This window comes from Erythrobacter sp. QSSC1-22B, from assembly GCF_001678665.1.
In the GTDB taxonomy this organism is placed as follows: domain Bacteria; phylum Pseudomonadota; class Alphaproteobacteria; order Sphingomonadales; family Sphingomonadaceae; genus Qipengyuania.
Window position 1 is genome coordinate 278,113 of sequence record NZ_LZRP01000005.1, and the last position, 26,472, is coordinate 304,584.

At 58.9% G+C, this 26,472-nt stretch carries 29 protein-coding genes; 14 read left to right on the forward strand and 15 right to left on the reverse strand.

Going from position 1 to position 26,472, the window contains the following annotated elements; genetic code table 11:
- Positions 1-28: 28 nt before the first annotated feature.
- The 10 genes from A9995_RS10410 to A9995_RS10455 form a co-directional block, all read right to left on the reverse strand.
- The gene (locus tag A9995_RS10410; RefSeq protein ID WP_067612507.1) at positions 29-481 is read right to left on the reverse strand and encodes a hypothetical protein; all 453 of its coding nucleotides are present in this window, start codon (positions 479-481) and stop codon (positions 29-31) included.
- 54 nt (positions 482-535) lie between these two features.
- Positions 536-1,873 carry an APC family permease gene (locus A9995_RS10415; RefSeq protein ID WP_067612510.1) on the reverse strand — a complete coding sequence of 446 codons (1,338 nt, stop codon included), beginning with the start codon at positions 1,871-1,873 and terminating at the stop codon, positions 536-538.
- Positions 1,870-4,188 carry a copper-translocating P-type ATPase gene (locus A9995_RS10420; protein ID WP_067612513.1) on the reverse strand — a complete coding sequence of 773 codons (2,319 nt, stop codon included), beginning with the start codon at positions 4,186-4,188 and terminating at the stop codon, positions 1,870-1,872. The genes A9995_RS10415 and A9995_RS10420 overlap by 4 nt, the downstream gene beginning before the upstream one ends.
- Entirely contained in the window at positions 4,185-4,460 is a 276-nt protein-coding gene (locus A9995_RS16060) for a hypothetical protein (protein ID WP_082992646.1), read from the reverse strand. The genes A9995_RS10420 and A9995_RS16060 overlap by 4 nt, the downstream gene beginning before the upstream one ends.
- An 81-nt stretch (positions 4,461-4,541) precedes the next feature.
- A complete protein-coding gene (locus A9995_RS10425) occupies positions 4,542-4,841 on the reverse strand; it encodes a metal-sensitive transcriptional regulator (protein WP_233998177.1) in 300 nt (99 codons plus the stop codon).
- 461 nt (positions 4,842-5,302) lie between these two features.
- On the reverse strand, positions 5,303-5,788 hold the full coding sequence (locus A9995_RS10430; protein ID WP_067612519.1) for a DUF6692 family protein: 486 nt from the start codon (positions 5,786-5,788) through the stop codon (positions 5,303-5,305).
- Positions 5,785-6,303, reverse strand: coding sequence for a DUF305 domain-containing protein (locus tag A9995_RS10435; protein WP_067612697.1), 519 nt, complete (start codon positions 6,301-6,303; stop codon positions 5,785-5,787). Before A9995_RS10435 ends, A9995_RS10430 begins: the two co-directional genes overlap by 4 nt.
- Positions 6,304-6,367: 64 nt before the next feature.
- Positions 6,368-6,784 carry a potassium channel family protein gene (locus tag A9995_RS10440; protein WP_067612522.1) on the reverse strand — a complete coding sequence of 139 codons (417 nt, stop codon included), beginning with the start codon at positions 6,782-6,784 and terminating at the stop codon, positions 6,368-6,370.
- A 222-nt stretch (positions 6,785-7,006) separates the two neighbouring features.
- The gene (locus A9995_RS10445) at positions 7,007-7,378 is read right to left on the reverse strand and encodes a DUF411 domain-containing protein (protein WP_145916899.1); all 372 of its coding nucleotides are present in this window, start codon (positions 7,376-7,378) and stop codon (positions 7,007-7,009) included.
- Positions 7,379-7,919: 541 nt separating this feature from the next.
- The gene (locus A9995_RS10455) at positions 7,920-8,582 is read right to left on the reverse strand and encodes a DUF2231 domain-containing protein (protein WP_067612526.1); all 663 of its coding nucleotides are present in this window, start codon (positions 8,580-8,582) and stop codon (positions 7,920-7,922) included.
- Between the two features lie 156 nt (positions 8,583-8,738).
- Between A9995_RS10455 and A9995_RS10460 the strand changes: the two genes are divergently transcribed.
- The 7 genes from A9995_RS10460 to A9995_RS10490 are packed head-to-tail and all read left to right on the forward strand — an operon-like array spanning position 8,739 to position 14,443.
- Positions 8,739-9,017: a hypothetical protein gene (locus tag A9995_RS10460; RefSeq protein ID WP_067612530.1), complete on the forward strand. Its 279-nt coding sequence runs from the start codon at positions 8,739-8,741 to the stop codon at positions 9,015-9,017.
- Positions 9,014-9,454, forward strand: a complete 441-nt coding sequence (locus tag A9995_RS10465; protein WP_067612534.1) for a Spy/CpxP family protein refolding chaperone — start codon at positions 9,014-9,016, stop codon at positions 9,452-9,454. The genes A9995_RS10460 and A9995_RS10465 overlap by 4 nt, the downstream gene beginning before the upstream one ends.
- A 7-nt stretch (positions 9,455-9,461) precedes the next feature.
- Positions 9,462-10,022, forward strand: a complete 561-nt coding sequence (locus tag A9995_RS10470; protein WP_067612536.1) for an RNA polymerase sigma factor — start codon at positions 9,462-9,464, stop codon at positions 10,020-10,022.
- A 59-nt stretch (positions 10,023-10,081) separates the two neighbouring features.
- Positions 10,082-11,932 carry a copper resistance system multicopper oxidase gene (locus A9995_RS10475; RefSeq protein WP_067612542.1) on the forward strand — a complete coding sequence of 617 codons (1,851 nt, stop codon included), beginning with the start codon at positions 10,082-10,084 and terminating at the stop codon, positions 11,930-11,932.
- A complete protein-coding gene (locus A9995_RS10480) occupies positions 11,929-13,107 on the forward strand; it encodes a copper resistance protein B (RefSeq protein WP_067612544.1) in 1,179 nt (392 codons plus the stop codon). Before A9995_RS10475 ends, A9995_RS10480 begins: the two co-directional genes overlap by 4 nt.
- A 16-nt stretch (positions 13,108-13,123) precedes the next feature.
- Positions 13,124-13,681, forward strand: coding sequence for a nuclear transport factor 2 family protein (locus A9995_RS10485; RefSeq protein WP_233998169.1), 558 nt, complete (start codon positions 13,124-13,126; stop codon positions 13,679-13,681).
- Positions 13,682-13,690: 9 nt separating this feature from the next.
- On the forward strand, positions 13,691-14,443 hold the full coding sequence (locus A9995_RS10490) for a PepSY domain-containing protein (protein ID WP_233998170.1): 753 nt from the start codon (positions 13,691-13,693) through the stop codon (positions 14,441-14,443).
- A 56-nt stretch (positions 14,444-14,499) separates the two neighbouring features.
- Here the strand turns inward: A9995_RS10490 and A9995_RS10495 are convergent, their stop codons facing one another.
- The 3 genes from A9995_RS10495 to A9995_RS17385 form a co-directional block, all read right to left on the reverse strand.
- Positions 14,500-16,677 carry an AAA family ATPase gene (locus A9995_RS10495; RefSeq protein ID WP_067612546.1) on the reverse strand — a complete coding sequence of 726 codons (2,178 nt, stop codon included), beginning with the start codon at positions 16,675-16,677 and terminating at the stop codon, positions 14,500-14,502.
- Between the two features lie 127 nt (positions 16,678-16,804).
- The gene (locus tag A9995_RS10500) at positions 16,805-17,179 is read right to left on the reverse strand and encodes an excalibur calcium-binding domain-containing protein (protein WP_199797255.1); all 375 of its coding nucleotides are present in this window, start codon (positions 17,177-17,179) and stop codon (positions 16,805-16,807) included.
- Positions 17,170-17,601 (reverse strand): hypothetical protein, encoded by a 432-nt coding sequence (locus tag A9995_RS17385; RefSeq protein ID WP_082992636.1) that lies wholly within the window; start codon positions 17,599-17,601, stop codon positions 17,170-17,172. The genes A9995_RS10500 and A9995_RS17385 overlap by 10 nt, the downstream gene beginning before the upstream one ends.
- Positions 17,602-17,915: 314 nt before the next feature.
- Here A9995_RS17385 and A9995_RS10505 point away from each other — a divergent pair, with 314 nt between their 5' ends.
- Positions 17,916-18,422, forward strand: a complete 507-nt coding sequence (locus A9995_RS10505) for a hypothetical protein (RefSeq protein ID WP_145916900.1) — start codon at positions 17,916-17,918, stop codon at positions 18,420-18,422.
- 7 nt (positions 18,423-18,429) lie between these two features.
- On the opposite strand, the gene A9995_RS10510 is transcribed toward A9995_RS10505, so the two are convergent.
- Positions 18,430-18,906: a hypothetical protein gene (locus A9995_RS10510; protein ID WP_145916901.1), complete on the reverse strand. Its 477-nt coding sequence runs from the start codon at positions 18,904-18,906 to the stop codon at positions 18,430-18,432.
- Between the two features lie 145 nt (positions 18,907-19,051).
- Between A9995_RS10510 and A9995_RS10515 the strand changes: the two genes are divergently transcribed.
- Positions 19,052-20,023, forward strand: a complete 972-nt coding sequence (locus tag A9995_RS10515; RefSeq protein WP_067612558.1) for a hypothetical protein — start codon at positions 19,052-19,054, stop codon at positions 20,021-20,023.
- A 178-nt stretch (positions 20,024-20,201) separates the two neighbouring features.
- Here the strand turns inward: A9995_RS10515 and A9995_RS16700 are convergent, their stop codons facing one another.
- On the reverse strand, positions 20,202-21,290 hold the full coding sequence (locus A9995_RS16700) for a hypothetical protein (RefSeq protein WP_233998171.1): 1,089 nt from the start codon (positions 21,288-21,290) through the stop codon (positions 20,202-20,204).
- 429 nt (positions 21,291-21,719) lie between these two features.
- On the opposite strand from A9995_RS16700, the gene A9995_RS10525 reads away from it, so the two are divergent.
- From A9995_RS10525 to A9995_RS16705, 5 genes are all read left to right on the forward strand, one after another.
- The gene (locus A9995_RS10525; protein WP_145916903.1) at positions 21,720-22,550 is read left to right on the forward strand and encodes a hypothetical protein; all 831 of its coding nucleotides are present in this window, start codon (positions 21,720-21,722) and stop codon (positions 22,548-22,550) included.
- A gap of 2 nt (positions 22,551-22,552) precedes the next feature.
- A complete protein-coding gene (locus tag A9995_RS10530) occupies positions 22,553-24,025 on the forward strand; it encodes a DDE-type integrase/transposase/recombinase (RefSeq protein ID WP_067612565.1) in 1,473 nt (490 codons plus the stop codon).
- 17 nt (positions 24,026-24,042) lie between these two features.
- Positions 24,043-24,930, forward strand: a complete 888-nt coding sequence (locus A9995_RS10535; RefSeq protein ID WP_145916904.1) for a hypothetical protein — start codon at positions 24,043-24,045, stop codon at positions 24,928-24,930.
- Positions 24,927-25,946 (forward strand): ATP-binding protein, encoded by a 1,020-nt coding sequence (locus tag A9995_RS10540; protein ID WP_168157385.1) that lies wholly within the window; start codon positions 24,927-24,929, stop codon positions 25,944-25,946. The genes A9995_RS10535 and A9995_RS10540 overlap by 4 nt, the downstream gene beginning before the upstream one ends.
- Positions 25,946-26,472 (forward strand): TniQ family protein (locus A9995_RS16705; protein ID WP_145916905.1); only part of this gene is annotated, 527 nt, incomplete at its 3' end. The genes A9995_RS10540 and A9995_RS16705, both read left to right, overlap by 1 nt.

The window sequence follows — 26,472 nt, forward strand, 5'->3', positions numbered from 1 at the left end:
GTTCGGACCCACCTTTCTGCCGCAATGATCAATCGCCGCTGTCTGCTTTCCCGCCGAACAGCGACCGCCTCGCCATCGCCAGAGTCACCATCGGAACGATCAACCACATCAAAATGGGCACCAGTCCGATGGTCGCTATCGTCGGCATAGTCTCGGAATAGGTCCAGCCCCAATCGCTCCTCAAAGCGAAATGCTCGACGACGATCGTTACAAGCATTCCGACGCTGAGGTAGGTCGCCAGCAGGCGAACGTGCCACTGCCGCAACCAGAGCCGATCGGGCGCAAACCGCGTCGCTACCCAATAGGCAAATACCATGATTCCTGCGTCTCCGAAGGTGGCGAAAGCGCAGTTCTTGGTCGCCTGCCAGGTCGAAAGACCCCCCATGTCGTAGACGGGCATTTGCAGCATTTCCCACAGAAATGCCAAAAGGAAACCATTTGTGGCGATCCAGATCTCCGGCATCTCGAGATAGTTTCGCATATACCCCTTACCCGATCTTCGGTTTTGATCGCCCGAAGGCCCGAGATGCGAAATTCACTCGCGCTCCTCACGGGATTGCCGCGACAGAAATATCCATTCGGCCGCAAATACCAGCAAGATGCCTCCGACGGCGTAAGCTACGATCATCGGATCCGAACGAAGCTTGATCATCGTGAAAGCCGCAAGGATCACTGCATCGGCAGCCAAGGCTGTCAGAAGGACCGTCGCCTTTGCGCCGATTTCGTGGCGCAGGTGACGAAAAACGCCCCAATGCACCAGCATATCCATGACAAGATAGAAGAATACGCCCAGCGAAGCGATCCGTGACAGGTCGAAAAGGACGGCGAGCGCTCCTGCGACCACGACTGTATAGACCAGCATGTGGCTGCGGATGCTGCCGCTCATGCCGAAATGGCTGTGCGGTATCATCTTCATCTTGGTCAGCATCGCGAGCATGCGTGACACGGCAAAAACGCTTGCGATGACGCCGGAGGTTGTCGCCGCAAGAGCGATGAGGACCGTGAAATAAAATCCAACCTGGCCGAGCGCGGGTCTTGCTGCCGCAGCCAGCGAGTAATCCCGTGCTTCCACGATCTGACCAATAGTCAGGCTCGAACCGACGGCCAGCGCGACGAGCAAATAGGTCGCGACGCAGATGGCGATCGAAAAGATGATCGTCCGCCCCACATTGCGGTGTGGGTCGACAATTTCGCCGCCGCTGTTGGTGATTGTGGTGAAACCTTTGAAGGCAAGGATGGAAAAGGCAACTGACGCCAGGAAGGATCCCCCGCTCGTCATCGACGCATCCTGGGTGAAGGCGCCCGAGAAGAGGCCGCTCGCCCAGATGGCGGTGACGGCAAAAATGGCGATGCCCCCAATCTTGATTGCCGACATGACCAGCGAAAATCCGCTGACCGAGCGGTTGCCTGCAGCATTCACCAGATATGCGAACACGATTAGGCCCAAGGCCAATACGGACAGAAGCAAGCTGTTCTGCTCCATGCCGAATGGACGCAGCGCGTATGTGGCAAAGGTTCGCGCGACCAGACTCTCGTTGATGACCATCGATAGCGCCATGAGGAGCGATGCGGACGCTGCCACCACTCCTGGACCATAGGTCTTTTGCAGTATCATCGCGATCCCGCCGGAGGACGGCCACGCATTCGACATTTTGATATAACTGTATGCGGCTAGAGCCGTAACTAGTGCCCCGGCCACGAAAGACAGGGGGAACAGAGGACCTGCAAGTTCGGCGATCTGGCCGGTCAGCGCGAAGATGCCCGCACCGATCATCACGCCGGTGCCCATAGCGATGCCTCCGTAAAGGCTTATCGTTCCCTTGTTCTCCTGATTGTCTTTTGTCGAATGCCCCTCGTGCCCGGTCTCGGTCATACCTTGGCGCTCCGCAGCCGCAGCGAGTTCAGCACCACCGAGATAGAGGACGCGCTCATCGCAAAGGCGGCGAACATCGGGCTGATCAAAATGCCGAAGAAGGGATACAGCACGCCCGCTGCAATCGGAACACCGGCCGTATTGTAGATTAGCGCGAAGAACAGGTTCTGCCGGATATTGCGCATGGTGGCACGGGCAAGTCGCCGCGCGCGCACGATGCCATCGAGGTTTCCTTTGACCAAGGTAATGCCGGCGCTTTCGATGGCAACATCGGCTCCGGTGCCCATTGCGATACCGACATCGGCCTGGGCCAGCGCCGGGGCATCATTCACCCCGTCGCCCGCCATTGCGACCTTGGCGCCCTTGGCCTGCAGCTCGCGAATAATTCGCGCCTTGTCCTCGGGGAGAACATCGGCACGGATCTCATCGATGCCGAGGCGCGCGGCTACGGCCTTGGCCGTTCGTTCATTGTCGCCGGTGGCCATGATGATCCGCAGGCCGAGCGCATGCAGTTCCTTGAGCGCAACAGGGGTGGTTTCCTTGACCAGATCGGCGACGCTGACCAGACCCGCAACCTTGCCGCCGACCATCACGAACATGACGGTCTCGCCGTCGTCACGCCGGGCATTGGCCTTACCTGTCAGCGCCTCTGCCTCCAGGCCCAGATCGCGGACCATGGCGATATTACCCAGCGCCACGGCTTTGCCGCCGACAGTGCCTTTCACGCCCTTGCCGGTGATCGCCTCAAACTCGCTCGCATCGCCTATTATCGCCCCACGCTCTTCGGCCCCGCGCACGATGGCTTCGGCCAGCGGATGTTCCGATCCGCGTTCGAGCGACGCGGCCAGGCGTAGGACTTCGGCTTCGTCGAAGCCCTCCTCGGGCATCACCGCGACCAGCCGCGGCTTGCCTTCGGTCAAGGTGCCGGTCTTGTCGACGATCAGCGTGTCGATGGTCTCGAACCGCTCAAGTGCCTCGGCATTCTTGATCAGAACGCCGACTTGCGCGCCGCGCCCGGTTGCGGTCATGATCGACATCGGCGTCGCCAAGCCAAGCGCGCACGGACAGGCGATTATTAGCACCGCAACCGCCGCGATTAAGGCGTAGGAGAGTGCCGGTGCCGGGCCCCAGATCGCCCAGCCGATGAAGGCGAGAACAGCGATCCCGATAACGGCAGGCACAAACAGGCCTGCCACCTTATCAGCATATTTCTGGATCGGGGCGCGGGACCGCTGAGCTGCCGCCACCATCCCGACGATCTGCGCCAACATGGTTTCGGACCCCACCCGGGTCGCTTCGATGATCAGGGAGCCGGTGCCGTTGATGGTCGCGCCGGTCACATCATCGCCCGCGACCTTCTCGACCGGAACCGGCTCGCCGCTGATCATGCTTTCGTCGACCGAGGAGCGTCCGTCGAGCACAAGCCCGTCGACGGGCATCTTGTCCCCGGGACGGACGCGCAGGCGATCTCCGACGGCAACATCCTCGAGCGCAATCTCTTCCTCGGTCCCGTCCGGCCGGATGATCCGCGCGCTTTTGGCCGCCAGATCAAGCAAGGCGCGGATAGCCTTGCCGGTGCCCTCGCGAGCACGCAGTTCCATCACCTGGCCAAGCAGGACCAGGGTCACGATCACCGCTGCAGCCTCGAAATAAACGCCGACATTGCCTTCTGCATCGCGGAAGCCAGATGGGAAGATATCGGGCGCAATAATTGCAACGACGCTGAACAGCCAGGCGGCCATTACCCCCATGCCGATCAGCGAAAACATGTTGAGGTTCATCGTCCGAAAGGAATTCCAGCCGCGCACAAGGAACGGCCAGCCGCACCACAGGACCACCGGTGTGCCCAGCGCAAATTCGATCCACAGCGTCGTGCGCTCACCAATAGTATCGCGAATGCCAAGGCCGAGAAACGGCCCCATGGTGAGGATCAGCAGCGGAATCGTAAGCACGGCGCCCACCCAGAACCGCCGGCTAAAATCGACCAGCTCGGGATTAGGGCCATCGTCGGCCATTCCAGCCGATTCCAGTTCCAGCCCCATGCCGCAAATCGGGCACGAGCCCATCTTGGTCTGCCGGACCTGGGGATGCATCGGGCAGGTATAGACCGTCCCGTCATGACCGGGCGGAACGCGGTCATATTCGCCGGTGTCCGCACCCTGCTGCCGCTCCGCGCCTTCGCTATGGCAGCATGCGTGTTCGCCTGACGCCGCGCCTTCCGAGTTCAGCAGGACGAGATTCATCCCGCATTTGGGGCATTTCCCGGGCGTGTCCTGCTGCACCTCAGGGTGCATCGGACAGGTATATGCGCTCATGATTTACGGCCTCCGCCAAACAGACGAAAGAGCGGCACGCCAAGCAGCGCAAAATACCACCCATAAAGAAAGCTTCCGATTGCCCCGGCAACGAATCCCTCCAGTGTGAGCCACTCAAAGCCTGGCAGAAGCGGAGCCCACGCTTCGTGCATGTGAACTCGCGCAGGAAATACAACGCCAAAACCGATACAAAGCAGATATGATATGAGCAGGAGGATACTCAAGGTCCAGCCCCAGCGAATGGCGCTTGTCTTCAAAGTCTGTTCTTGCATTTGAACCTCCTGTTTGAATTTATTATAGGCCGTCTGCGACACAGGTTGCGATCGAATAATATTGGGCGTTGCGCACCCGGGTCATCGCTTCACCTTGTCGAAGAGATCGACCAGTTCGGTAAATTTTGCCCGTTGCTCGTCGACGTCGCCGGACAAGATTGCTTCTGCGACGCAACAGGCAGCATGGTCCTTTAGGATCTCGCTTTCAGCTTTCCCAAGGGCAGCTTTTATCGCCTGCACTTGTTGCAAAATGTCGACGCAATAGCGGTCATCGGAGACCATTTGCGAGACACCGCGAACCTGCCCCTCGATGCGACGAAGACGATTTAAGATTGCAGGCTTGCTCTTGTTTATGCGCCAACCACCTTCATGGCATCTTATACCCTAGGGGGGTATAGTATCAGTTTGTGAATCGACAAGCAAGGTATTGCTCGAACGGCCTAACAATGCAGGTTAGAGCGGTTTCCACACGGACCGACTCGACCGAGATTCCCTTGCTCGTTGAAGTGAATCACGCTGTCTGCTGGTGGCAGAAGGCCAGCTTAGATGGCAGGAACGGTTTCACAAGACCTGGGGACCGGGTAATTCCGGCGATTGACGGCGGCATGGGCTACCATGAGGTTGGATGCGTCTTGGTGTCGGCGCGTCGAGCGCAATCCGCTCGCGGCAGCGTGCGCTTAAGGTATGCATCTAGACCGATTAGCCAGTCTCATTTCTTCTCTGCCAGAGCGCGCAGCTTGCCAGAACATCGCCAAAATTAAAGACCCGAGCCCATTTCGGTCAGCCGTGGCATTCCTGAGCCGATAAGCTCAGGGAGAGTGTAGCTGCCGTCACTAACGCCGCTAATTTTCACAATTTATATAGCCACGGTAGCCCAGTTCGTCCTCAGCGCCAGGCGGCACGATGACGATCTCCTGCGACTGCAATCCGGCGTTGCCCTCGTCATCGAGAGTGCGCATCGTCAGCAGCAGTTCGCCGCTCACATAACGATCCCGTCCTGCGGCCTGCATCGGGATCAGCTTTCCGTTCAATTTGACGAATGCCTGTGCGCCAGGCTCATAGACCACGGTGGGGAACCCGACCTCCGTCAAGCTGTAGACGCACCGTCCGCTCGTTCCGCCGATTGCCGCGATATCGGCTGCGCTCATGGTCTCCGGTTTCACCAGCGCGGTCGCGACATTCTGAAGCGCGCTAGATGCCGGTTCGATCGGCGAGGCTTCCGCAGGCGGGTCCAGACGCGCTTCGCGGTCATTCCCGATGGCAGTGTTCTGATTGCATGCGGCCAGTGTCGCAGTCAGTCCGGCGATGAGGAAAAAGTTCGTCTTCATTGCGCGGCTCCTTCGGCAGGGACAGGATTTGGCTGCGAGGCTGTAGAACCCGGCGCTTCTATCCCGTCCGGCAGGCGTCTTTCGGTTCGCACGCCGTTCTCCTCAATATCGGCGATCAAATACTTCATCTGCGCGATCTCACGGCGCTGAGCGAGGATGATGTCATGCGCGAGTTTGCGCACCCGCGGATCCTTGATGCTCGCCCGCTCGCTGGTCATGATGGCGATCGAGTGGTGCGGGATCATCGCCGCCATGAATTCCTCGTCGTCCACTGTGGTCTGGCTACGGACCAGCCACAGCGCGAGCGCAAATACGACCGCGGCGACCCCGAGAATGATGAAGTTCTTGGTCTTGTCCTTATACATGCCCCACATAAAAAGGAGCATGACGACCATCATCATGGCCCCCATTACGAACATCATCCAGAAGCGGGTTTCACTCCAAAACAAGTGATCGGCATCATAAGTGTTGGAATACATTAGCAAGAACATGATGACGGTCGATGTCGAGACCATCGCCATGAAGCGCCAGTAATTGCTTCCTCCTTCACCCTGATCGTGTTCCTTGCGTTGGGCCATTTCAGTCCTCCTGTTCGCTCATGGTCTTGTAGATGTATTGGGCCGTGCAACTGATGATCAAAAATCCGGTCAGCGCGGCGATACCGGAGATCGCCCGCATATGACCGGCCGGCAAAATATCCCCGAGCCCAACGGTCGAAATGGTGATCAACGCGAAATAGTAATAATCCATCCAGCTCTCGATGACGGCTTTCTCAAGGTTGCCGAGACCCCAGACCGACGCGAGATACATGCCACCTGCGAAAATACCGGCGACCATCAAGTGACTCAAAAGAACGATGCTGGAACCTGCAAGCAGGCGCAGATGGCGAGGATCCTTGCCGGGTGGCGACACGGACTTCGCAGCCCGTAGCATCCACAAGTGCAGGTAGATCGAGATCCCGAAAAGCACAAAGCCCAGAAGCAGAGCAGAGATCACAGGACGGCCCCCCACCAAGTCGGGGCGCAAGCTCGCCGACCCATGCCAAACTTGCTCAGATTCTCGGTAGTCGAGCCGAAGCCCGTCTGCCTTTTGCTGCCGCCCATGCGTTTAGCAATGCCCGGGACACGAGAGCGGACAGGGCGCTCGCTAGCTGCTGCGGCGAGGCAATCGGGGTGCCAAGGCTGATTGGTTGATCGAATAACTGCTACTCCAGCAAACTCACTGCGACCCCGGGTAGCTCGCATATACGCTTCGGCCAGCCGGACCAAAGGCGATTACCTGATATGGCTGGACCCTGCCGCCGGCCTCCATGCCGGGTGAGCCCAGTGGCATTCCCGCCACGGCCAGCCCTGCTATACCTTGCGGTCGCTCGTCGAGCAGGCGAGCGATTTCGCGAGCGGGCACATGGCCCTCGATCACATAACCCGCGACCTCCATGGTATGGCACGAAGACAGGTCATCGGGCACGCCCAACTCGGTTTTTACCTCTGTCATCGGGCGGTCTTCGCGCACCGCAACCTCGTGGCTCAAGCCGGCGTTGACATGCTTCGCCCATTCCTCGCAGCAACCGCACTGCGGATCGCGGAACATCACGTATGGACTACCTTGGGCAGCGCTTGTGCAGGCGGTCAGAAGAACTATTGCGAAAGTTGTGCTAGCTGTCCGAATCCTGCGAAAGGCGCTATCTGAAGACATAGCTTTCATCTCCAAACCTTTCACATCTGATCCATGTCGTGGTCGGACATCGAGCCCATATCGTGACCTGCATGCACATCTGCTTGTTCGACATCGGGAGCGGCCGAGAGCACAGGCTTCGGGGGCACGGGTTTCGGGGCCGCAGGTGTCGAAACGCCCGAAGGCGCGCTAACCGGGGCCGGACGTGCGCTCCCTCGCTCAGGCTCTGGCGCCTCGACGGCGGGCGCACCGACGGAACTCGCCTCGTCGGGCTGCTCGGTGGGTCGCTGCGTCGTCGGCGCTGAAGTCGATACCGTAGCCCCGGCGGATCCGGAGTCATCGTCCAGCGAAACCGGCTCGGCCTGTCGATCGCACGCTGCCAGGCCGGCCAGCGCCGTCCCCAGCAGCAAAGTTCCTGCCCGTCTGAGGCGTGTAGAGCGATACATCACGTTCTCCTTCAGGCCCACGAGAGGCCAAGATGATTGGGCCCATGGGCGAGCTCGCCGCCCAGGTAGCCCTGGAATAAGATCAGAGTGGCCGTGGTGAACAAGCCAGCGCGCAGGATTGTCCTGCGTTCGCGCGAGCTGCGGACATGTGCAGCAAGTGCAATTCCGATCACAACGATCAGCATCCCGTTCCAGCGATGCAATTGCATTGCCATGTCGCCTCCGAACCAGAGACCGGTGTGGATCCAACCGAACAGAGCAGCCAGGACGGCTCCTGCCGCGCCGCCGTAAATCATGACGCGAATGGCCGGTTCCATGCTGCCGCCTCTGCCCACCATGACGAAGAGTTCGGCTAACGCCGCCATCAGGAACAGGGCGATCGGGAAATGAACCGTCGCGGGATGCAGCTGTTCGAGAAGACTCACGAAACCGCCGTTGTTGCTGCCACTCTCATGGTCCCTGACAGACGCGTCATGGTCGGTGGATGGCTGGGCGGCCTCCGAGGAGGAGGTTGATGTAGGCTGACCTGGGCCTGCCATCGGGGTATTCTCGCTGTCTTGCGCACCAATGATGGCGCTTGCTTCGCCGCCGTGCGTCTCATCGCCATGGGCATAGGCTGGGCCGCCCACGAGAAATCCTGCGCAGACAAGCAGCAGCATATTGACGGCTTTCATACTAGAGGATGCCCCTTTTCACAGCTCGTTAACGAGACCTATGCTGCCCATTACGCAGCCCAACCTCTCTTCCCTCATCAGAAATTTAATAAGGGAAGCGGGTCAATCGCGCGTAATGAATGTGACGACCAATCAGTGAAGGATCGAGCCGAACCGATGAACCAGCATTTGGAACCAATCCTGGAAGCACTTGCCGGAGGTCCGCCGTCTGAGGTGTCCACCGATTTCATGGAAGGCGTGTGGGAGCGGGTCGGTGACATTAACGCGCGGCGGGAAAGGACCGTGCGCAGTGCGCTGTTCATTGGCTTGTTCGCCGTTGGATTGAGCGCGGGGGCATTCACGGTTCAAACGCCGGTCTACGCCCAGGATCGAAACTACCCGCTGCTCAATGAGGCGCGCCTCTCTCCATCCGCGCTGCTTCACGTCAATCGATGAAGAACGTGAAGCTTCAGATCGCGGTGGCTATCCTACTCGCCGCGCTGGCCGGAAGCCTTGGCGCTATCGCTGCCGAGCGATGGTTCACGCCAGCCCAGCCTGGCGGTCTCCACGAATTCGTCCATGAACAGCTCGAGCTCACTGCGGAGCAAGAAAACCAGATTGATCAGCTCGAGGAGCGGCATGCCATTGAGAACGCCCAACGTGAGTTCGCGGTGCGGCGCGCAAATGCCGATCTCGCGGCCGCGATGAACAGCGAACATGAATACGGCCCCGAGGTAAGTGCTGCCATCGACAAGGTGCATGCCAGCATGGGGGAATTGCAAAAGGCGAGTGTTCGGCATGTGTTCGCCATGCGCAGGATCCTAGACGAAGAGCAGCAACGCCAATTCGATCGACAGGTGGCCCGGGCTCTGACCGGCTCCCCGCCGGAATAATCGCAGGGTGCAGGGGCAGTCCGACAGTTACGACCAAAATCTCGTCACCAAGGTCGTCGCCGGCGACCGCCGCGCATTCACGCAGCTCGTAGAGCCGCTCATCCCTGTCTTGATGTCGACAGCGCAGCGGATGCTGGGTGTTCGTGATGAGGCCGAAGACGCAGTGCAGAACGCGCTCGCGTCGGCATGGATCGCTCGCGCTCAGATAGACCCTACACGGCCTATATTGCCATTTCTAACGACGATCACGCTCAACAAGTGCCGCGACAAGCTGCGGCGCAAGAAGGCTGCTCGGTTTTTGGGTTTCGGAACGGTTGCAATGCCCGAACTCGCCGTCGACCTGTCGCCATCGCCGGAAGCCGAGGCTGTTGACCGACAGCTCCTGCAGAAGACCCACGCTGAAATCCAGCGCCTGCCTCTGCGGTTGCGTGAAGCGCTAATCCTCGTGGCTATCGACGGGCAAAGCCAGAACGAAGCAGCTGTCCTGCTCGGCATCTCCGAAAAGGCGCTCGAGGCACTGGTGTATCGGGCGCGCAAGAGGTTGAGGGAAAAAATCCTGTTCGAATGAGGGAAAGGGCTTTGGGGCGCGTAAGACTGGATAAACCCCGGACAAGCAGGATCATTTTGATGCAGGCAATGAATCGCCGAAGTTTCCTCGGCTCGAGTGTCGCGACTGGCGGCCTGCTGGGTGCGAGTGCTGCAGTCCCAGCCTGGGCGCGCGGTGCGTCGCTGCAACATGGTGGGATAATCCGCACCGGTTTCGACGAGGTCTCCGGCCGCGACATTCGCCTGACCGTGGGCGAGGGCATGCGGGTCGTGCAGGGTCGCCGCGGCCACGCAGTGGCGGTCAATGGCACGATCCCTGGGCCGCTGGTTCGCCTGAGGGAAGGGGAGCCGGTCCGGATCCATGTCACCAACGCCCTTCAGGAAGATACCTCTGTCCATTGGCACGGCCTGCTGGTCCCGTTCCAGTTCGACGGTGTGCCCGGCGTCAGCTTCCCCGGCATCCGACCCGGCGAGACATTCGTCTACGACCTGCCCGCCATTCGGCAGTCGGGCACCTACTGGTGGCACTCGCACTCCGGGCTGCAGGAGCAATCCGGACATTACGGCCCGCTGGTAGTCGATCCTGCGGAGCCCGACCCGATCCAGGCTGACCGAGACTACGTGCTCCTCCTTTCAGAGTTTACGCCGCTGCATAGTCATACGATTATGGATAAGCTCAAAAAGGGCGAGGCTTATTTCAATATGCAGCAGCGCAGCTGGACGGACGATTACGACCTGACCGGCGAGGAACGGCGGATGTGGGCCAAAATGCGCATGATGCCGACCGACATTACCGATGTGTCCGGCTCGACATACACCTACCTCGCCAACGGCATGGGGCCGGAAGAAGGGCTGGAGTATCTGTTCCGCCCCGGCGAACGCGTGCGCTTTCGGGTGATGAACGGCAGCGCGATGAGCTTTTTCAACATCCGCATCCCGGGCGCGAAGCTGACGATCGTTGCCGCCGACGGGATCGCGGTGCGCCCGGTCGAAGTCGACGAATTCCAGATAGGCACGGCAGAAACCTACGATTTTCTCGTCGAGCCGACTGGCGAAGCGATGGCGGTGGTGGCCGAGAGCATGGACCGTTCAGGGATGGCGCTGGCACATCTCGTCAGCCGTCCCGGCGCGCGCGCAGCCGTTCCCGCGTTGCGCGAACCGCCGCTGCTGACGATGGCGGCGATGGGCATGGCTGGAATGGACCATGGCGGTATGGATCATGGCAGCAGCGCCACGGCTGGAACAGATCAGAGCATGGTGGACCATTCGGCGATGGGGCACGAGACGGTTCCGGCCCAGACATCCACGCCCGAGATGATGAGTGCAGCAGCGATGGGCGACATGAACATGCGCGATACCTCGCTCCTGCCGCCTGACGTTCACGTCGGGCCGGGCATCGACATGGTGTCGATGAACCCGGTCGACCGAATGGGCGATCCGGGCATTGGTCTCGACAAGGTGCCGCACCGGGTGCTCACCTATAATGATCTCGTGGCGCTGGAAGCCAATCGCTACGCCCGCACACCCTCGCGGCAGATGGAGATCCACCTCACCGGCAATATGGAACGTTATATGTGGTCATTCGACGGCAAGAAATTCTCCGCCGTCACCGACGACCCGATCCGCTTCGCCTATAATGAGCGGGTTCGGGTGAGGCTGGTCAATGACACCATGATGGCGCATCCGATCCACCTCCACGGCCACTTCTTCGAGCTGGTCAATGGAGCACCGGCGGAACACCAGCCCTTGAAGAACGTCGTGATCGTCCAGCCGGGCGGCAGCGCCACCTTCGACCTCACCGCGAATGAAGAAGGCGACTGGGCGTTCCACTGCCACCTTCTCTACCACATGCACTCAGGCATGTTTCAGATCGTAACGGTCGCGCCTAGGGGCGAGGAAGCCGAGGAACCGCGCGTGGGGAGCGATCGATGAGAACTGTGCTCTTCACGCTGCTGCTGACCACCGCTGCGCCCGCCTTCGCACAGGATCACGCTGGCCACGCCGAACATGAACCTGCCACGAAATCCGCAGAGACGGATTGCCAGAAGGAGGCCGAGCGCCACCGCGCAATGGGTCATCCCGTGCCTGAGGGGCAGTGCGAACCCGGTGGCCCCGCGGAAATGGATCACAAGGCGATGGACCATTCACAGATGGACCACGGCCAGATGGAAGGCATGGACCATGACCGGATGGACCATGACCGGATGAAAGAGATGGCCCCTGACACACCTCAGGCGATGGATCACGGCACTATGGATCACGGCGCTATGGATCATTCGCAGATGGACCACAGCCGAATGCAGGGCATGGACCATTCGCAAATGGATCACGGAGCGATGGAGCAACCCGGCGCTGCCGAGATCCCCTTCGCTCCGCCGCCGCCCGGGGCAGGCTCCGGCCCACCGCGCGCCGCCGATGCGATCTGGGGCGCGGACGCGATGCGCGCGAGCCGCGACGGTCTCCCGTCCGAACTGGGCGACATCCTCTACTATTGGGTGCAGGGCGACCGGATGGAATACCGCGCGCGTGAAGGCGAAGACGGATATTTGTGGGATTTGCAGGGCTATTACGGCGGTGATCTCGACAAGTTCTGGTTCAAATCGGAAGGCGAAGGAAGCTTCGGCGAAGAGATCGAGAGTGCCGAGGTCCAGGCGCTCTACAGTCGTGCGATTGCGCCATTCTTCGACCTCCAAGCCGGTATCCGACAGGACTTCGTCCCGATGGATCGCACCTATGCCGTGGTCGGTATCCAGGGTCTTGCCCCTTATCTCTTCGAGATAGATGCGGCTGCTTTCCTGTCGGACAGGGGAGACCTGACTGCGCGCGTTGAGGCCGAACTGGATCAGCGGATTACGCAGCGTCTGATATTGCAGCCTCGTGTGGAAGCCTCGTTTTCGGCGCAAGACGTCCCCGAACTGGGGATCGGAGCGGGCCTAGATTCGGTCGAGGCTGGCCTGCGTTTACGCTACCACTTCGCACGCGAGTTCGCACCCTATATCGGGGTCGATCAGGAATGGCGCATCGGCCAGAGCGCTGATTACGCGCGCGCCGAGGGTGAAGACCCTAGCGTCACGAATTACGTCGTCGGCATACGGTTCTGGTTTTGAGGAAAAGGAAAGTTCGATGCACATCATTATTGTTCGCAGCTTGATTGCTGCAGGCCTCGCAAGTGCTGCAGTCCCGACGATGGCACAGACCGTGGATCATTCGGCGCATGCGGGTCACTCGGCCGCCATGCCCATGGATCATCCCGCGCGGGATATGAATCATGCAGACCACATGGCGGCCATGAACCAGGACATCGCAGGCGCTCAGGCTGCGCTGATCGCCTATCGGGTAGCGCTGACAGAGCGCGACGCGGAGGCGATGACTGCCCTGTTCGCAGATGATTCACATGTTTTTGAAAACGGGAAGCCCGAAGGCAGTTTTACGCACTACATGGAGCATCATCTCGGGCCTGAACTAGGCGCGATCACTAACTTCACTTTCCGGGAGCCGACAGTCGAGATCACCCGGATGGGGCATATGGCATACGGACGTGAAACCTACATCTACCGAATCGAGCTGGCGGATGGCCGCGTAATTGAACGCGAGGGCGTTGCGACTTCGGTCCTTTCGCATGACGCCGATGGGTGGAAGATCGTCCAATACCATTCGTCGTCGCGCGCGCCGCGCGGCTAGGCGCATACCGTGGGAGAGCCCTCGGCGCAACGAATTCCGTCTCGCAAGCATCGCCTGCATGTATTCGGCAGCAAGCTCCACAAGTGGCTCGCACTGTTCATCGGCGTGCAAGTCCTGCTCTGGATGGCCACGGGCGCGATCATGTCGTTCCTCAAAATCGAGCAGGTGCGCTCCGAGCACGTCATATCGCGGCAAGCCAAACCATTGGTTTCGGACTTTCCAGCACCGCAGTGGTTGACCGACCGGCGAGGTATCGTAGCCCTGACGACGAAGTCGGTTGCCGGGCATCCGGTCGTCCAGGTCGAACGAGAGGATGGCTCGACCACACTGCACCGGGCTGATACCGGGAATAAGATATCCCCGCTGTCACGCGCGGATGCCGAGGCCGTCGCACTTGCCGCTTGGACCGGGCCGGAGACATCGATTGCCGGGGCAAAGCTGGTCGAGGATCCGATCGGAACTGAGTTTCGAGCCCCGTTCCCAGCGTGGCAAGTCACCTTCTCCGATGAAGACCAGACAAGGCTCTATATTGATGCCTCAAGCGGGACGACCTTAGCGGCGAGGAGCGATACGTGGCGCTTCTTCGATTTCATCTGGGGGTTGCACATCATGGACTGGACCGAGCGCGACCGGATCAATAGCTGGTGGCTGCTCCTGTTCGGCACTGGCGGCACGGTAATCGCCTTGTCGGGCTTTGTTCTCCTCGCGAACCGGTTCCCCAGAGTGCGACGCCGAAAGGCGCGACGTCCTGCACAGAAATAGCCGATGAGGGTTCGGGATGCGAGGGCAAATGAAACAAGGGATGCAACCGTAGCCGATCATTCAGGCCGTTCAGTCATCATCCTGTAGTGTGCGGCATGATCTGTTTTGACGAAGATCTTCTCGAACACTTCCAGATACCTGCGTGCGGTGCCTTCGTCTGTTGCAACCGACAGATCATCCATGATGGAGTGCGACCCGGCATTGATCCATGAGAAAAGCGATGCGCAGATCAATTTCTCGTCCCCCTCGAAGTGCTTCACGATATCGTCACGGTCCACCCCGCCGAAGATCGTGAAGTAGTTCTCCAGGATGCGGCGCAGGGTGTTCTGAATGGTCACGATGTTGAGCGAGGGCGTGCGCACCTCTTCCCAAAGCAGTTCGTAGGAACTGCGGATCGGATTGCGCTCGAAGCCGGTTATCTCGGATATCCCGCGTGTTTTCCGCACGATCCAGAACGTCTGCTTATGATCGAGAGATACTTCCTTATGGAAATAGATGTTGTGCGTGAGGATGAGGACCTGCTTTACCTGATCATGGCCACGGCAGGCCTCGTCTATCAAACTGCGGATCATCGCGCTGACGACGAACAAGACATCGCTGTCGAAGCTCGATACAGGATCGTCCAACACCACGAGCCGATCCTCGTTCATTCCGGTCTGTGAGAGGCTACCTTTGATACGGCTGAAAAAATAGAGGAAGGTGACGAACCCCTTCTCCCCCTCGCTTAATGTGCGGCCCACATCGGTGCCATTATCCCGAACACAGCGGTAGAAACCGGCCTTGTCAGGAGCAGTAGCCAATCGAAAATTAGTGAAGCCGAACGAGGCGAGGGTGTCGTTGATCTTCGTTACTGTCGGCTCGACACTGGTCACTTGGCTTTCGAGTTCCGCCAAGTCGCGTTCCTTGGCCCGTAGTGCCTGCCCTTTGCTGGCCAGGCCGGCATCGATGCCGCTCACGGCGGCATCCAGATTGCGTTTCTGCTCAAGATACAGATCGATCGCTGCAGCCCCATCGTGCAGCAGCGCCTTCCAAATCTCGGCCTTTAATCTGGTCCGCTCCGCGTCAAGATTTTCTACCGTCTGGTTGTGCTCCCGAGTCCGCCTATTCGCGTCGTCGATCAGTGCCTGGATTGCTTCGGCTACCGGAGCGATGCTCTGGAGGGCAACCGGAGAACTAGCTTCCTTCAGCTTTCGGTCCAGCTGACGTGCGTTGAGTTCCTGCCGGTCGGACAGCCGATCAGCCTCGGCTCGCAAGGAATCATTGTCGAGATAGGGGCTGTTCTGTTCCAGCAATTCGTCAAGCCGTGCTGCGATTGCTGCACCAGCAGTTCGATATACGGCACGAATCCGATCGATCTCGGCGATCTGCGACATGTAGGTCTCGTCGAAATACGCATTCAATTCACTGACAAGATCGGGCGGGACGGTTTGTTGGCAGAACGGGCATTCGGAATGGGTATCGGGCATGTAAGCCAGGCCCCGTTTTACCCAATCACTGTTGCCGAGCCTGCTTATCAGGCCGCCGATGTCGATGCCCTCCCTTCCGACGACCGCCATTGCAAGCACCGGCTCGCTTTCCGAGCCGATAAGGTCGTCAAACATGATCATGGGCAAAACCGGGATCGTCTCGACACTCTCGTCGAACACTCTCGCCGCGCGCTTCTTCAAGGCGTCGAAAGGATAGACCGTTTCCCTGTTCGTGCCGTGTTCGGCCAGCAACCGATCGCAAAACCTGACCTTGTTCGACCGGACACCTTCGAACGCATCGGCGAAATGCTCATCATGGGCCACCTTGTAGCCCCAACACGTCTCTTCAAAGGCGCGTCGCAGCTCCTTCAGGTCGCATCGCTTGCCACCGGTGCCGTCCTCACCTTCGCGGGTGCGCTTGAGACCACGGATCGCCGTTTCCAGCGTATCTATATCCTCCTTGATCCGCGCAATCTGCTCGCGCGTCTCGACATTGTCGCGACCCAGCGTAAAAATCCCAGGCACCGTCGCTTCGGCGAAATTCTCGCGGGTGAAATCGCTGTTGTAGACTAGGCACTCCAACGCGTCACCGTCTCGCCAAGTGGCTGAACACCGCGGGTGTCCGCCGGGATCGGCCAAAGCACGGCTGAGCGTGGTCTTTCCCGAACCATTAGACCCGTAGACGAAGTTGACCTGCTTCAGATCATGGAGGTTCTGGCCATCAGGTGAATAGGTGGCCGTGTTCGCAATAAGCAGTTCGTCAAGCACTCGACGGCATCCCCCAAACATCACACCGCCCTGCGGCAACCTTAGTGGCGGAATGAGAACAATCCCACAGTTCCGCCCGCCAACCGATTAAAACCGTCTGAAAGTCGAGAATGTAGAACGGCATCGCCTACTCACACCCGACGCCGTCATTGTCGCGATCAAGATGCGGGGCATAGCCTGGATCGCCGCGTCTGACCGGGGCCGCGCCTGCCGCGCGAGCAGCAGCGCAATTCGCATAATAGACATCCCCATGAGCCGACCGCCGCTCGCGTTGCTGCGAAGCGGACGCACGGTGGCAATGGCGGCCACCGTTCTTCCGATCGTTGTGACACCCATCCGCCGCCAAGCCGCCGGGATGCGCGGAAGCGGCGCCGGGCCAAAGGAGCGAGAGTGCTGCCAGCGAAAGCGCGATCATCCCGAAGGCACCTAAAAGTGCGAATTCGAACTTTACAAGCCAGCTCCGCCGATGCTCGGCGCGATCGCTCCAGTCTCTCAACGACATTCGTGATTCCCCCAATACCGATCCCAGCGCGCCGCCCAACCATTACGGACCATGGCGCAAGATATATCGCCGGACTTCGGCGAGACGCACCACGCGCCTGTCCGGTTGCCCCCTGCGGAACCGGTCGAAACGCATCGCATCGAAGGACCGCCCACCAAGACGTGCCCGTGACGCCCAACGCCAATGGGACGGCCAATTAGCTCGACCAAAGAGTCGCGAGCCGTGATTGGATCGGCATCAGGGCAGGGATGACCAGCGGAACACGAACCGTCCACCTCGCGCGCCGCGATGCCCGCAAGCCGAATACGCGGTCCCTCGGCACACCAGACCGGACCATCGCCGTCCCAAACCGCTTCCGGTGTGCAGACGAAGGTCTGCCCACCAGGAACGATCAAAGCGGCTAATAGGAGAAATCCCGACATTCAAACCTCTTACCGAAGCGCCCACGTCCATCAACGACCTTCGCATAGAATATCTCATCCGACCAGACGGCGATTTCCCGTCAGGCTGAGCGATTAGGACTCCTGAAAGAAGCAGCAATTGCGTTTTCACAAACCGGGAGTGGAGCCGAGCAAAAAACGTGTTCTAATACGAGCGTCCAACCCAACAATTCTTTTATCCGAACGGTGACTGGGAGAAGCTGAGGAGTCATTTCTAATAAGATTAAAAAAGATATTGAATTAACAGCGGGAAGGAAAAAATTATGAAAACTCTGAGCCAGGAGATCGCAACTATAATGGCCGATCTCGTCGATCGAGCATCGGATGCAGCCGTCACGCACGATTTACAGGTTCTGCAGGATTTCGCGCAAAAACTGCGCGGACTGGGGGATAGCCAGAGTGACGTTGAAGCAGTTGCTCTGCTGCCCGGGCTGCGAATTCCCGCTGGCTTCTGCCATGCGCGATACACTTTTTTCGAGGTCGTGGGGACACAACCTCACGGCGAAATTGTCCTCGGTCAGCCTAAGTATGCGGGCGAGCTCATCAGTGGTTCGTTGGCTCCGCTCGACCTGATATCGCTGGTGCGCACTGCGCTTGTATTTTCGGCGGACACAGGGGCAACCAGCATGGGGCCGGGCCGCTGGATCGAGAGCTTCGCCCTTCCCATAAAGGATCCTGGCATGCTCGAACTTGCGCTTGTCCTGGAGCCCCGTGAATCCAACGATGGATCGGAGACGGCGCGGATCGAGGCGGCAATTCGGATGGTGAAGGCACGACCTTGGCGGAAGGCCCCGGGGCAGTAGAAGCCAGTTACGCCGCCAGCACGTAATCACGCAGCCGAGCGCGCGTTTCGAATGCCCGACCCCCGAGCCTAAATGGTTGCTCGATCAGAATAAGCCGAATGGGAGTAATGCGATCAGCTAGAGTAAAGGCCTGATCGCGTAAATGCTTGAGATCGAGGTTTTTACAGTATCCCCCTGTCGTGATTTGCCGGTATATTAGGTCCGACGTCAACCGAAGCTCCACGTGCGTAACTTTACGAACGTAAGCATCTTCCAAAGCGATTTTCACCGCTTGATACGAGGCGCGGTGGTTCGTTCCTTGATAAGGATACGTCTTCAGGAACTTCTGGCCATCCCAAACCACGGGAAGGTGCCATCCCGGATTTGGCCGACAGCCCGCATCACAAAGATAGACCGAGTTTGGTGGCTGGGAAAAAGTCGGACGGCCTGCCATCGCGACCGGGTCGCCGTGTGAAATTCCCATCGAATCCGCGTTCTTCGTCATAGCACGAGCGTAGGCATCGATAGGTTCACGAAGAGTTTAGAACTGGTCCCCCGGAACCTCGCCGGAGCGCCATCGGCGGCCAGAACGCGCATCGCTGCTGCGCGAGCGCAACCATTACCAACCAGCAAAATCAAAGGAACTTAATATGACCGAACCGGATTTTTCCGGCGTCGAACCCACGCGTCTGCTCGAGGTGCATCGCCGGGTTAGCGTCATCGAGGATTATCTCGACATTGAAAGGCCAAGTGGGAAGCAGACTGTCGCAGCCGCGAATTCGCTTGGTCTGACGCGGTGGCAATTCACCCGGTTGGCCAAGGCATGGCGTGACCATCGCAATCCGACCATGTTGGTCAAATCTAAAACGGGACCATCCCGAAGGGACTATGGCATCGACGAGCGTGCGAAGAGAATAGCTCACGAAGAAATCACAAAGGCGGGAATGGGGGCGGAGATCAGCAACGTGGCACCGATGATCGAAGCCGCTTGCAGAAACATCGGCATCAATCCGCCGTCGAAGCCGACAATTTACAACTATATTCTACAGGAACGCCGCGAGGGAAATCTTCGGTTTGATCGACCGCCGTGCCTGATTATCGGAAGGATGTGGTTTCATCTACCGCTGCAGGACAGCGCCGTAAATACTATGCCATGCGCACTTTTGGCCGTCGCACTGCCCGAACGGGCCATCGTTGCTCACTCGATCTCGACGCAGCGAGCCCTTCCTTCGTCTGTCCCGCAACTCCTTGGTGACCTTTTCGATCAGTCGAATGTGGAAGGCGAATCCCGGGAGCTGCTTATGGATTCGACCGATTACGCAGCCGGCTCCGTTTCTTTAACGGAGCGCGGACACAACGACATCATTCCCAGCCGGGTCTCAATGCAGAGAATTCTCGCACAGGCGTTTGGTGATAGACTTGGGCAGTTGCAACCAGTCTACCGGAGGGGCAGCGCCCTTGCGAAGCCGAAATACGTCATGGGAATTCATGATAAACCGATAACTCGCGACGCGGCTGTGACAGTAATTGAAAAGGCCATCGCAGCAAACAATGGCGAGCGAGGCGAGGTGGCCGTCTATTCGATCTCAGGAAGTGGGAAGGGTGCGTCCAAATGCCCATAGGCCGAAAATCTGTGCGAGTGCCGCTTGAAGGTGTCCGACAGTAAACACGCCGCCTTGCTGTCAGGATGGTCACTGTGAGCACATAGCAGACCGCCAATCATTCCTCATTCCTCTCGGCGACCCGCTCCCAGGGCATCGTGTTTTGACGGCAGTGAGTAACGGCGCAACCGATCCGCGGCTAAGGCGAGCCCAAAATCGATCTTCTTGCGCGCGCCAGCTCTTCGAGGAATTTTAGCAGCGAGACCGGAGTTGTTGAATCCAGCGATTGGGTGAAATTGAATATTACTGAGGCGTTATGGTCGTCGAATGTTCGTCGGAGTTCATCTTCAACTTCAGTATCTGTCCAAGGGGTCATAATGCCATTGTCGGGAAGTGCTTCGCCTTCGAGCGTCCGTGCAGGTGTAATTTGAACCCGTCCAAGCCTCTCTCCAATGATCTTTCGAAATTGACTTCCGAACCGACGCGAGGCGCTGGCTCGCAGCACATTACCTCCGACCTCTTCTTTTATCATCCACTCGACAAGCTCTTTCGATGCGTCTCCATCTTGTCCGGAGACAAAGATTGTCTGGGTCAATTTCGGGGCCCAAGGTAGTTTTGAGGTGTTTCGCTCGATCCACGTCAAGGCGTCGGAGGCGGCAGCAGTATAACCTGACAGGACATCTACTGTCGCACCAAAAGAAAACCCCAATACGATCCCAGTTCCGGCGTCGATGATGACATACAGTATGTAAGGTCGGCGATTAGATCGGGGCAAATTTATGGCAGTGCAGTCCAGACATATCTGGTGGCCCACCCGGCCCGTGGCATCAACCCGCCAGCGCTCGGTTTCGATTATCTTGCGCAGGGCGGTTGTGCCAATAGGCTTCTTGCTTCCAAATCCAGCAGCTTCGAGCAGAAGAGTTGCTTGCCGACTTACACTCGCATCTGCGTTGAGACGGACGACTTCGGCGACTTTAGCTTGAAGAGCATTGACGATCTCGGGAACTTGCCGGGTCTTGGAACGAGGCGCGCGTATCCCCACCCCAAGCGCATCAAGATTAGGTTTTTCCCTCCATTGCGCGGCAAGTCGATAGAACCGGCTTGGGCTCTTTCCGAATCTTCGGATTGCCTCATCCGCAGATAACTCTCCCTTCGCCCAAAGCTCGAAAAGGTCGAAACGCTTCACCGCGTCGCGTCGACGCGAGGGCGTAAGGGAATCCCACCTGTCTTGCTCTGCCTGGGAGAGGCTGTTCAGAAATTCTGTGAGCCGTCCGGTGGAGGCACTCATCTCGGTAGAGCTGTGGCGAGCATCAAAATCGAAGGCGCTTTCATGGACACGATCGGAGGCTACTGGATCGATTTCTAGATAGCAATGAATTCCACTCTTGACTTATAAGCCGCACCTTCTAGATACAAACGCACAAAGGAGCGAAGCGATGCTTGGATTCGAAGAGGACAGAAGCGAAAAGGGGAGGGGCTCTGATACCTCCATCAAAGTCGACGAAGTGGCCACGGGGCTGAGTGTCGGCAGCAGTGCCGATGCCGCTAATTCTGCTGACCGCGTAGCCACACGGGAAAGTGCCGTTTGCCCGTGCCGTCGATCAGGAAGACGCAAGGGGGTCTGTCGGTGGGATGGCAGAGGTGAATCTAGCTTTCAGGGCCGTTTCAATCGGACAACGTCGTGGCGCCTGCAGCCTTCAGCTGTGAGGCCCGTATCGTGAAGATCCGCACGCAACATCCGCAACGGGCGAGGACAACTCCCGACTTCTGCGACGAGAAGCATGCAGCCGACAGCCGTCGGGTCATTGCCGCAGGCAGCGGTGACCCCATCGATCCACCTCTAGGACGGATAGTCGTCTTCCGTCACGGCGGGGAAATACAGCCTGTCGTTACAAGGGGAGGGCTCCACCTGCGCTTCCGCATGCCCTCGGTTAAAACAGGAATGACCGAAGTCGGGGAAGGCAGGGGGGAGGAGCTTCTCGCCATGCAGTGCGAGATTGACGGCAACGTTTCGAATTTCAAATGTCATCCCTACAGGTTCGACATTGCCTTTGGCGGTCCGCACTTCACCTATCGCCCTGACCTCGCGATCCTCCATCCCGATGGGCGAGTCGAGATTGTCGAGGTCAAGCGCACCCCGGATGATCTCAGCGTCGAAGACAAAGTCAAGCTCGCGAGGGTCAAGGAATTCCTCCGTCGCTGCGACTGGGACCTCTCGATTCGCTATCTCGAGGATATCCGTGGCTCCAAATGGCGTGAGCATAACGTCGCCAACATCTTCGGTCGCCGCGCAATGGAACTTACGAGCAGCGAGATGTCGGGTGCCGAAGTCATCCGGGCTCAAATGCGTCCCATAGAATGGGGCGAAGTCGTCAGCCGCCTCGCTCCCGGCGATCGCCGACACGGTGACGCTGTGGTCGAACGCCTTCTGGCCGGCGGTCTCTTCACTGTCGATCTCGACGCGCGGTTCAACGATCGTGTCCTCCTCACTCCCACCGGAAAAGCGTGCCCGCGCACGCTGCCAGGGTTCGAGGCGTTGGGAGTATAACGATGGTGCTCGCTTACCATCAGGAAAAGGGAGATCACGTCGAGATCCTGTGCCGCGACTATTATTTCGAGCGCGTCGATCCGGATAAAGTCGTGACTTACCGTGCGCCTTACGGGGCTTATTACCCCGACTTCATGGTAGAGGGCGACGACGGCCACCCGCGCAAACCGACCACCACAGACATGAATGCGATTTTCGCGGGGAACGACATTTTTTTCCGGGCGAAACCTTCCAGCAACGAGAGTCGTCGTCTTGCACGTAGCATGGAGCTCGATGCCGAGCAGTGCCGCAAGATGGATGCGAAGTCGCCTTTGCGCGTTGCGATCACGCTGTTCTGCGACGAGAATTGCCATTCTCTGTCAGACGATGCGATGCTGCCGGTCATCCGTCGCGCCGTCGCCGAGCCGGATATCGCCGCGCTCAATCCGACCGGATGGGTGCCCCATCCCACAACGGTTCGTGAATGGATGCGGGAACGCGGCGAACATGGGCGCCGCAAGCCGCGGGACGGCGTATCGATGGCCGGACGTTATGCGCGGTCTATCGTGAGCAGACATCCTGTCGAACTGATGCTGTATCCCATGATGTCCGCATGTCTTGCGAACGACACTGGCCAGGTCCAGAGTTTCTACGATCGCTACGTTGCCGACCTGTGGAAAGTTAACAACGGCAAGCCGCTCGACCGTCCGATGCTCGTTGAGGGCGGAGACGGAGTATGGAGCGTCAGCAATGACGTCGCCGAATATCCAAAGCCTACCGAGCCCTACAAGCCGGTCAGCTATACCACCTTTTGGCGGAGAGTTGGGGACCATCGGACCCCGATACTCTTCGGTTTCGCGACCACCTTGCGCGGGCAGCGTGCGCGCTACGGCGGCGGGGGCTTCAGTGAACGCCCGGCTTTCGGTTCGCTGTGCGAAGCTGACGAAACCCCAGTCCCCAACGTCTTCCTCGTGGACGAAGACACGGGGATAGGGATGGGATCGGCCACGATGACCCTGATGGCAGAGTGCAGCACGACCGCACTGGTCGGCTGGGATTTGTGCGCGGAGGCGGCGTCCAGCGCCTCCCTCCTTCGAACCGTCAGGCACGCGAACTCAATCAAGGAAGTTCCCAAGGATCTGCTCGAGAAATTCCCCGACCTGCCCTATGTTAGGCTTCGTCCCGACCGCATCAAGGTCGACAACTCGTCAGGCGCACATTCCCGACATTTCGAGGATGCCTGCGCGGACGCATACATCCAGGTCAACTTCACTGGGAAAGAGCATCCCACTCACAAAGCTCTTATAGAGAGGACCATTGGGACGATCCTCCAGTTGCTCTTCAAGAAATTGCCGAGCCACAATTACGATATCGCGACCATGCGTAAGTTCGGGTTCAATCCGGATAAGCAGGTGCTCTGCACGATCTCGCAGGCCCGAGAGCTGCTGGATCGCGCCTGCTTCACATACAACATTTCGAGACACGAAGGACTATGAAACGGCAACCTCTCCTCATGTGGCGCAAAGCCACTGCCAGACGCGCGCCTAACGTAATCGAGGATCTCGATGAGTTCGACCGGAACATGGGGTGCGTCAAGTTCGACGCGGCCGTCTACGCGACCGGGGTCGTGTTCATGCACAATCGGTATTCGTGCAACGAAATGGGCGAGATCGCTGGGCTCTTCGAGCGTGGTGGAATCCCGGATGGCGACATCACGCCCAAGCAGCCCCGCAGGAATCAGAATCCTCACCGCAAGCTCTCCGGCAAAGGAAAGATTAAATACGATCCCGATGACATCGGTCGGGTCCATTTGTGGATCCCCTTCGGCGACGACAAGCGCTGGGTGACGCTGGATTGTGCCAATCCCGACATGAACGGCGTCCCCGTCTGGCTGCATAAGAAATGCATGGAGATGGCGAACATCGAGGCTGACGAATTCTGTTCCAGAGAGGAGCAGAGTGTATTCCGCGCCAGGCTGTTCGATATGATAGCTAACGTCAACGAGAAGGCATCGGCAAAGAACCGGAAGCTCCTCGGACGGGCGCTGGCAGACAAGTCCACTTCAGCGTCCCTGAGGCGCTTCGTGGAACTTATGCCCGAAGACGACGAAGCAACCCTGGCTACTGAAGAAAAGGATGTTCACCCTTTCGCGCCCGACACGTGCGTTGTCGGAAATGGCCTCGCGGGAAGCCGGCGCAAGGATGCCACTGATCGCACTCCGCGCCCTAAGAGGACGACTAAGCAGGCGCTCAAAACATGGGCACAGATGCAGCGCGCCAAAAACCGGGGCGTCCCGGTCCGTGGTCGCGACCTGAATAATGCCCGGTCGTCCAAGCCGCAGCGCGAAATTCCGTCGCGCCGATCCTCCGGAAGAGGAATCACATGGAAAGGAATGTCATGAGCAATAAGAACGAAAGCATCGCTCAAGGCACGGATGACGAGCATTTTGAACAGGTGGTCATCTCGCCGGCAATTAAGGACGCCTTCAGATCGCTGCGTGATCAGAAGGTGGCAATGCGCTCAACGGCGGCAACGCGTGCGATGGCAGCATTTAACACCATCCGACTGCCCTATCCGCGGCAACTCGAAGCCATGCTGACCTTTCAAGAGGCCCAGGACCTCGGAAGATCAATGAAGGGCGGGCGGCAGACGGTAGTGTGCGTCTTCGATCCGCCTCACACTGGTAAGACCACGGCGGCTGAGAATTTCACCGACGTAGCCAACGAAGGGGCCGAGCAAGGGAAATGCCCTGTTGCCCTCATCAGTCTAGGGAGCGGGGGAGGGCCGCTCTACATGTATCGCGCAGTGTTGAAAGTCCTAGGTGAGGGATTTCCCGCGACGAAGGATCTCGAAATTATGCGGGATAGGGCGTGCGAAGCCATGAGGCATGCCGGAACTGAACTCGTCATTATCGACGAAGCCCACGAAGCGGGGAAAGGATCGGCTTTCGGGCCGAGTCTCACCGCCGAGCTTAAGACTCTGCTCAACGGCGGTCACGTAGGCATTATTCTGCTCGGGACCGAGAAGGCTAATGAAATGGTCAGCAGAGACCAGGAGTTTCTCATGCGGACCATGGCGCCGTGTCGCCTCGGAGCCCTCGACTGGGCGGAGGACGAGGACAGGGACCTCTGGATTGGATTTCTGTCCAAGCTCGATGAGGAGATGGTCAGGATCGGAATAGTGGCCGAACCGGCGGGTCTGGCGGAAGATGACCTCGCCTTGGCACTTTGGCAGGCATGCGACGGAGTTATCGGCCAGCTCATGAGTGTCGTGAGGCAGGCATTGCGGATCTCGATCCACGATGATCGCGAATGCATTTGTGTAGATGATCTCGTCGTCGCGATCGACGACTGGTCCATTGCGCTCGGCCTCTGTAATACCAATCCGCTCGAGCGACTTCTGCTCGAGGCAGCCTGATGCTGGCACTGGCCGACATCTCGCAGGAATTGCTGCGCAGGGAGCGTTCGACCGACGAAGCCCCACGCCGTCTGCTGTTCAAAGAGAGAGATCCCTTCAATTTCCAGCACGGCGAGTCCTTGCGAAGTGGGGTGTCCCGCGCCTGCGAGTCCTCAGGCGCGCCGAACAGTTGGACCGTCCTGCGAGAAGTCGGGCTCAAGCATCGTAACCGGGTATTGGTATCTGAAGACGCTGATATCGACGTCGGCGTGCTCGCGGAAGCACTGGGTGTGACAAGAGGAGAGGTGATCGCACGGCAATACCCAGAAGCGGAAAACGGAGCGCGTGACTTCTTTGGCTTGCTGGTTCCTGCCGGCAGCATCGAGAGCCGAGTGAGAAGATACGCGCCAACGTTCCACCAAAGTCATGGCCACCATCTCGCTGCCTGGGAGTTGAAGTTCCTGTCATTTTGTCCCGTGACGTGGGACATGCTCCTTTCACACTGCGATGCATGCAAATCGCAGCCGCCTCAGATCCAGGCATGGGT

What these genes read in the sequence shown, in the direction of transcription:
- A9995_RS10410 (WP_067612507.1), bottom strand. Translation starts at nt 481, where the DNA reads ATGCGAAACTATCTCGAGATGCCGGAGATCTGGATCGCCACAAATGGT.
- A9995_RS10415 (WP_067612510.1), bottom strand. Translation starts at nt 1,873, where the DNA reads ATGACCGAGACCGGGCACGAGGGGCATTCGACAAAAGACAATCAGGAG.
- A9995_RS10420 (WP_067612513.1), bottom strand. Translation starts at nt 4,188, where the DNA reads ATGAGCGCATATACCTGTCCGATGCACCCTGAGGTGCAGCAGGACACG.
- A9995_RS16060 (WP_082992646.1), bottom strand. Translation starts at nt 4,460, where the DNA reads ATGCAAGAACAGACTTTGAAGACAAGCGCCATTCGCTGGGGCTGGACC.
- A9995_RS10430 (WP_067612519.1), bottom strand. Translation starts at nt 5,788, where the DNA reads ATGAAGACGAACTTTTTCCTCATCGCCGGACTGACTGCGACACTGGCC.
- A9995_RS10435 (WP_067612697.1), bottom strand. Translation starts at nt 6,303, where the DNA reads ATGGTCTCGACATCGACCGTCATCATGTTCTTGCTAATGTATTCCAAC.
- A9995_RS10445 (WP_145916899.1), bottom strand. Translation starts at nt 7,378, where the DNA reads ATGTTCCGCGATCCGCAGTGCGGTTGCTGCGAGGAATGGGCGAAGCAT.
- A9995_RS10455 (WP_067612526.1), bottom strand. Translation starts at nt 8,582, where the DNA reads ATGAAAGCCGTCAATATGCTGCTGCTTGTCTGCGCAGGATTTCTCGTG.
- A9995_RS10460 (WP_067612530.1), top strand. Translation starts at nt 8,739, where the DNA reads ATGAACCAGCATTTGGAACCAATCCTGGAAGCACTTGCCGGAGGTCCG.
- A9995_RS10465 (WP_067612534.1), top strand. Translation starts at nt 9,014, where the DNA reads ATGAAGAACGTGAAGCTTCAGATCGCGGTGGCTATCCTACTCGCCGCG.
- A9995_RS10475 (WP_067612542.1), top strand. Translation starts at nt 10,082, where the DNA reads ATGCAGGCAATGAATCGCCGAAGTTTCCTCGGCTCGAGTGTCGCGACT.
- A9995_RS10480 (WP_067612544.1), top strand. Translation starts at nt 11,929, where the DNA reads ATGAGAACTGTGCTCTTCACGCTGCTGCTGACCACCGCTGCGCCCGCC.
- A9995_RS10485 (WP_233998169.1), top strand. Translation starts at nt 13,124, where the DNA reads ATGCACATCATTATTGTTCGCAGCTTGATTGCTGCAGGCCTCGCAAGT.
- A9995_RS10500 (WP_199797255.1), bottom strand. Translation starts at nt 17,179, where the DNA reads ATGTCGTTGAGAGACTGGAGCGATCGCGCCGAGCATCGGCGGAGCTGG.
- A9995_RS17385 (WP_082992636.1), bottom strand. Translation starts at nt 17,601, where the DNA reads ATGTCGGGATTTCTCCTATTAGCCGCTTTGATCGTTCCTGGTGGGCAG.
- A9995_RS10505 (WP_145916900.1), top strand. Translation starts at nt 17,916, where the DNA reads ATGGCCGATCTCGTCGATCGAGCATCGGATGCAGCCGTCACGCACGAT.
- A9995_RS10510 (WP_145916901.1), bottom strand. Translation starts at nt 18,906, where the DNA reads ATGACGAAGAACGCGGATTCGATGGGAATTTCACACGGCGACCCGGTC.
- A9995_RS10515 (WP_067612558.1), top strand. Translation starts at nt 19,052, where the DNA reads ATGACCGAACCGGATTTTTCCGGCGTCGAACCCACGCGTCTGCTCGAG.
- A9995_RS16700 (WP_233998171.1), bottom strand. Translation starts at nt 21,290, where the DNA reads ATGAGTGCCTCCACCGGACGGCTCACAGAATTTCTGAACAGCCTCTCC.
- A9995_RS10530 (WP_067612565.1), top strand. Translation starts at nt 22,553, where the DNA reads ATGGTGCTCGCTTACCATCAGGAAAAGGGAGATCACGTCGAGATCCTG.
- A9995_RS10535 (WP_145916904.1), top strand. Translation starts at nt 24,043, where the DNA reads ATGTGGCGCAAAGCCACTGCCAGACGCGCGCCTAACGTAATCGAGGAT.
- A9995_RS10540 (WP_168157385.1), top strand. Translation starts at nt 24,927, where the DNA reads ATGAGCAATAAGAACGAAAGCATCGCTCAAGGCACGGATGACGAGCAT.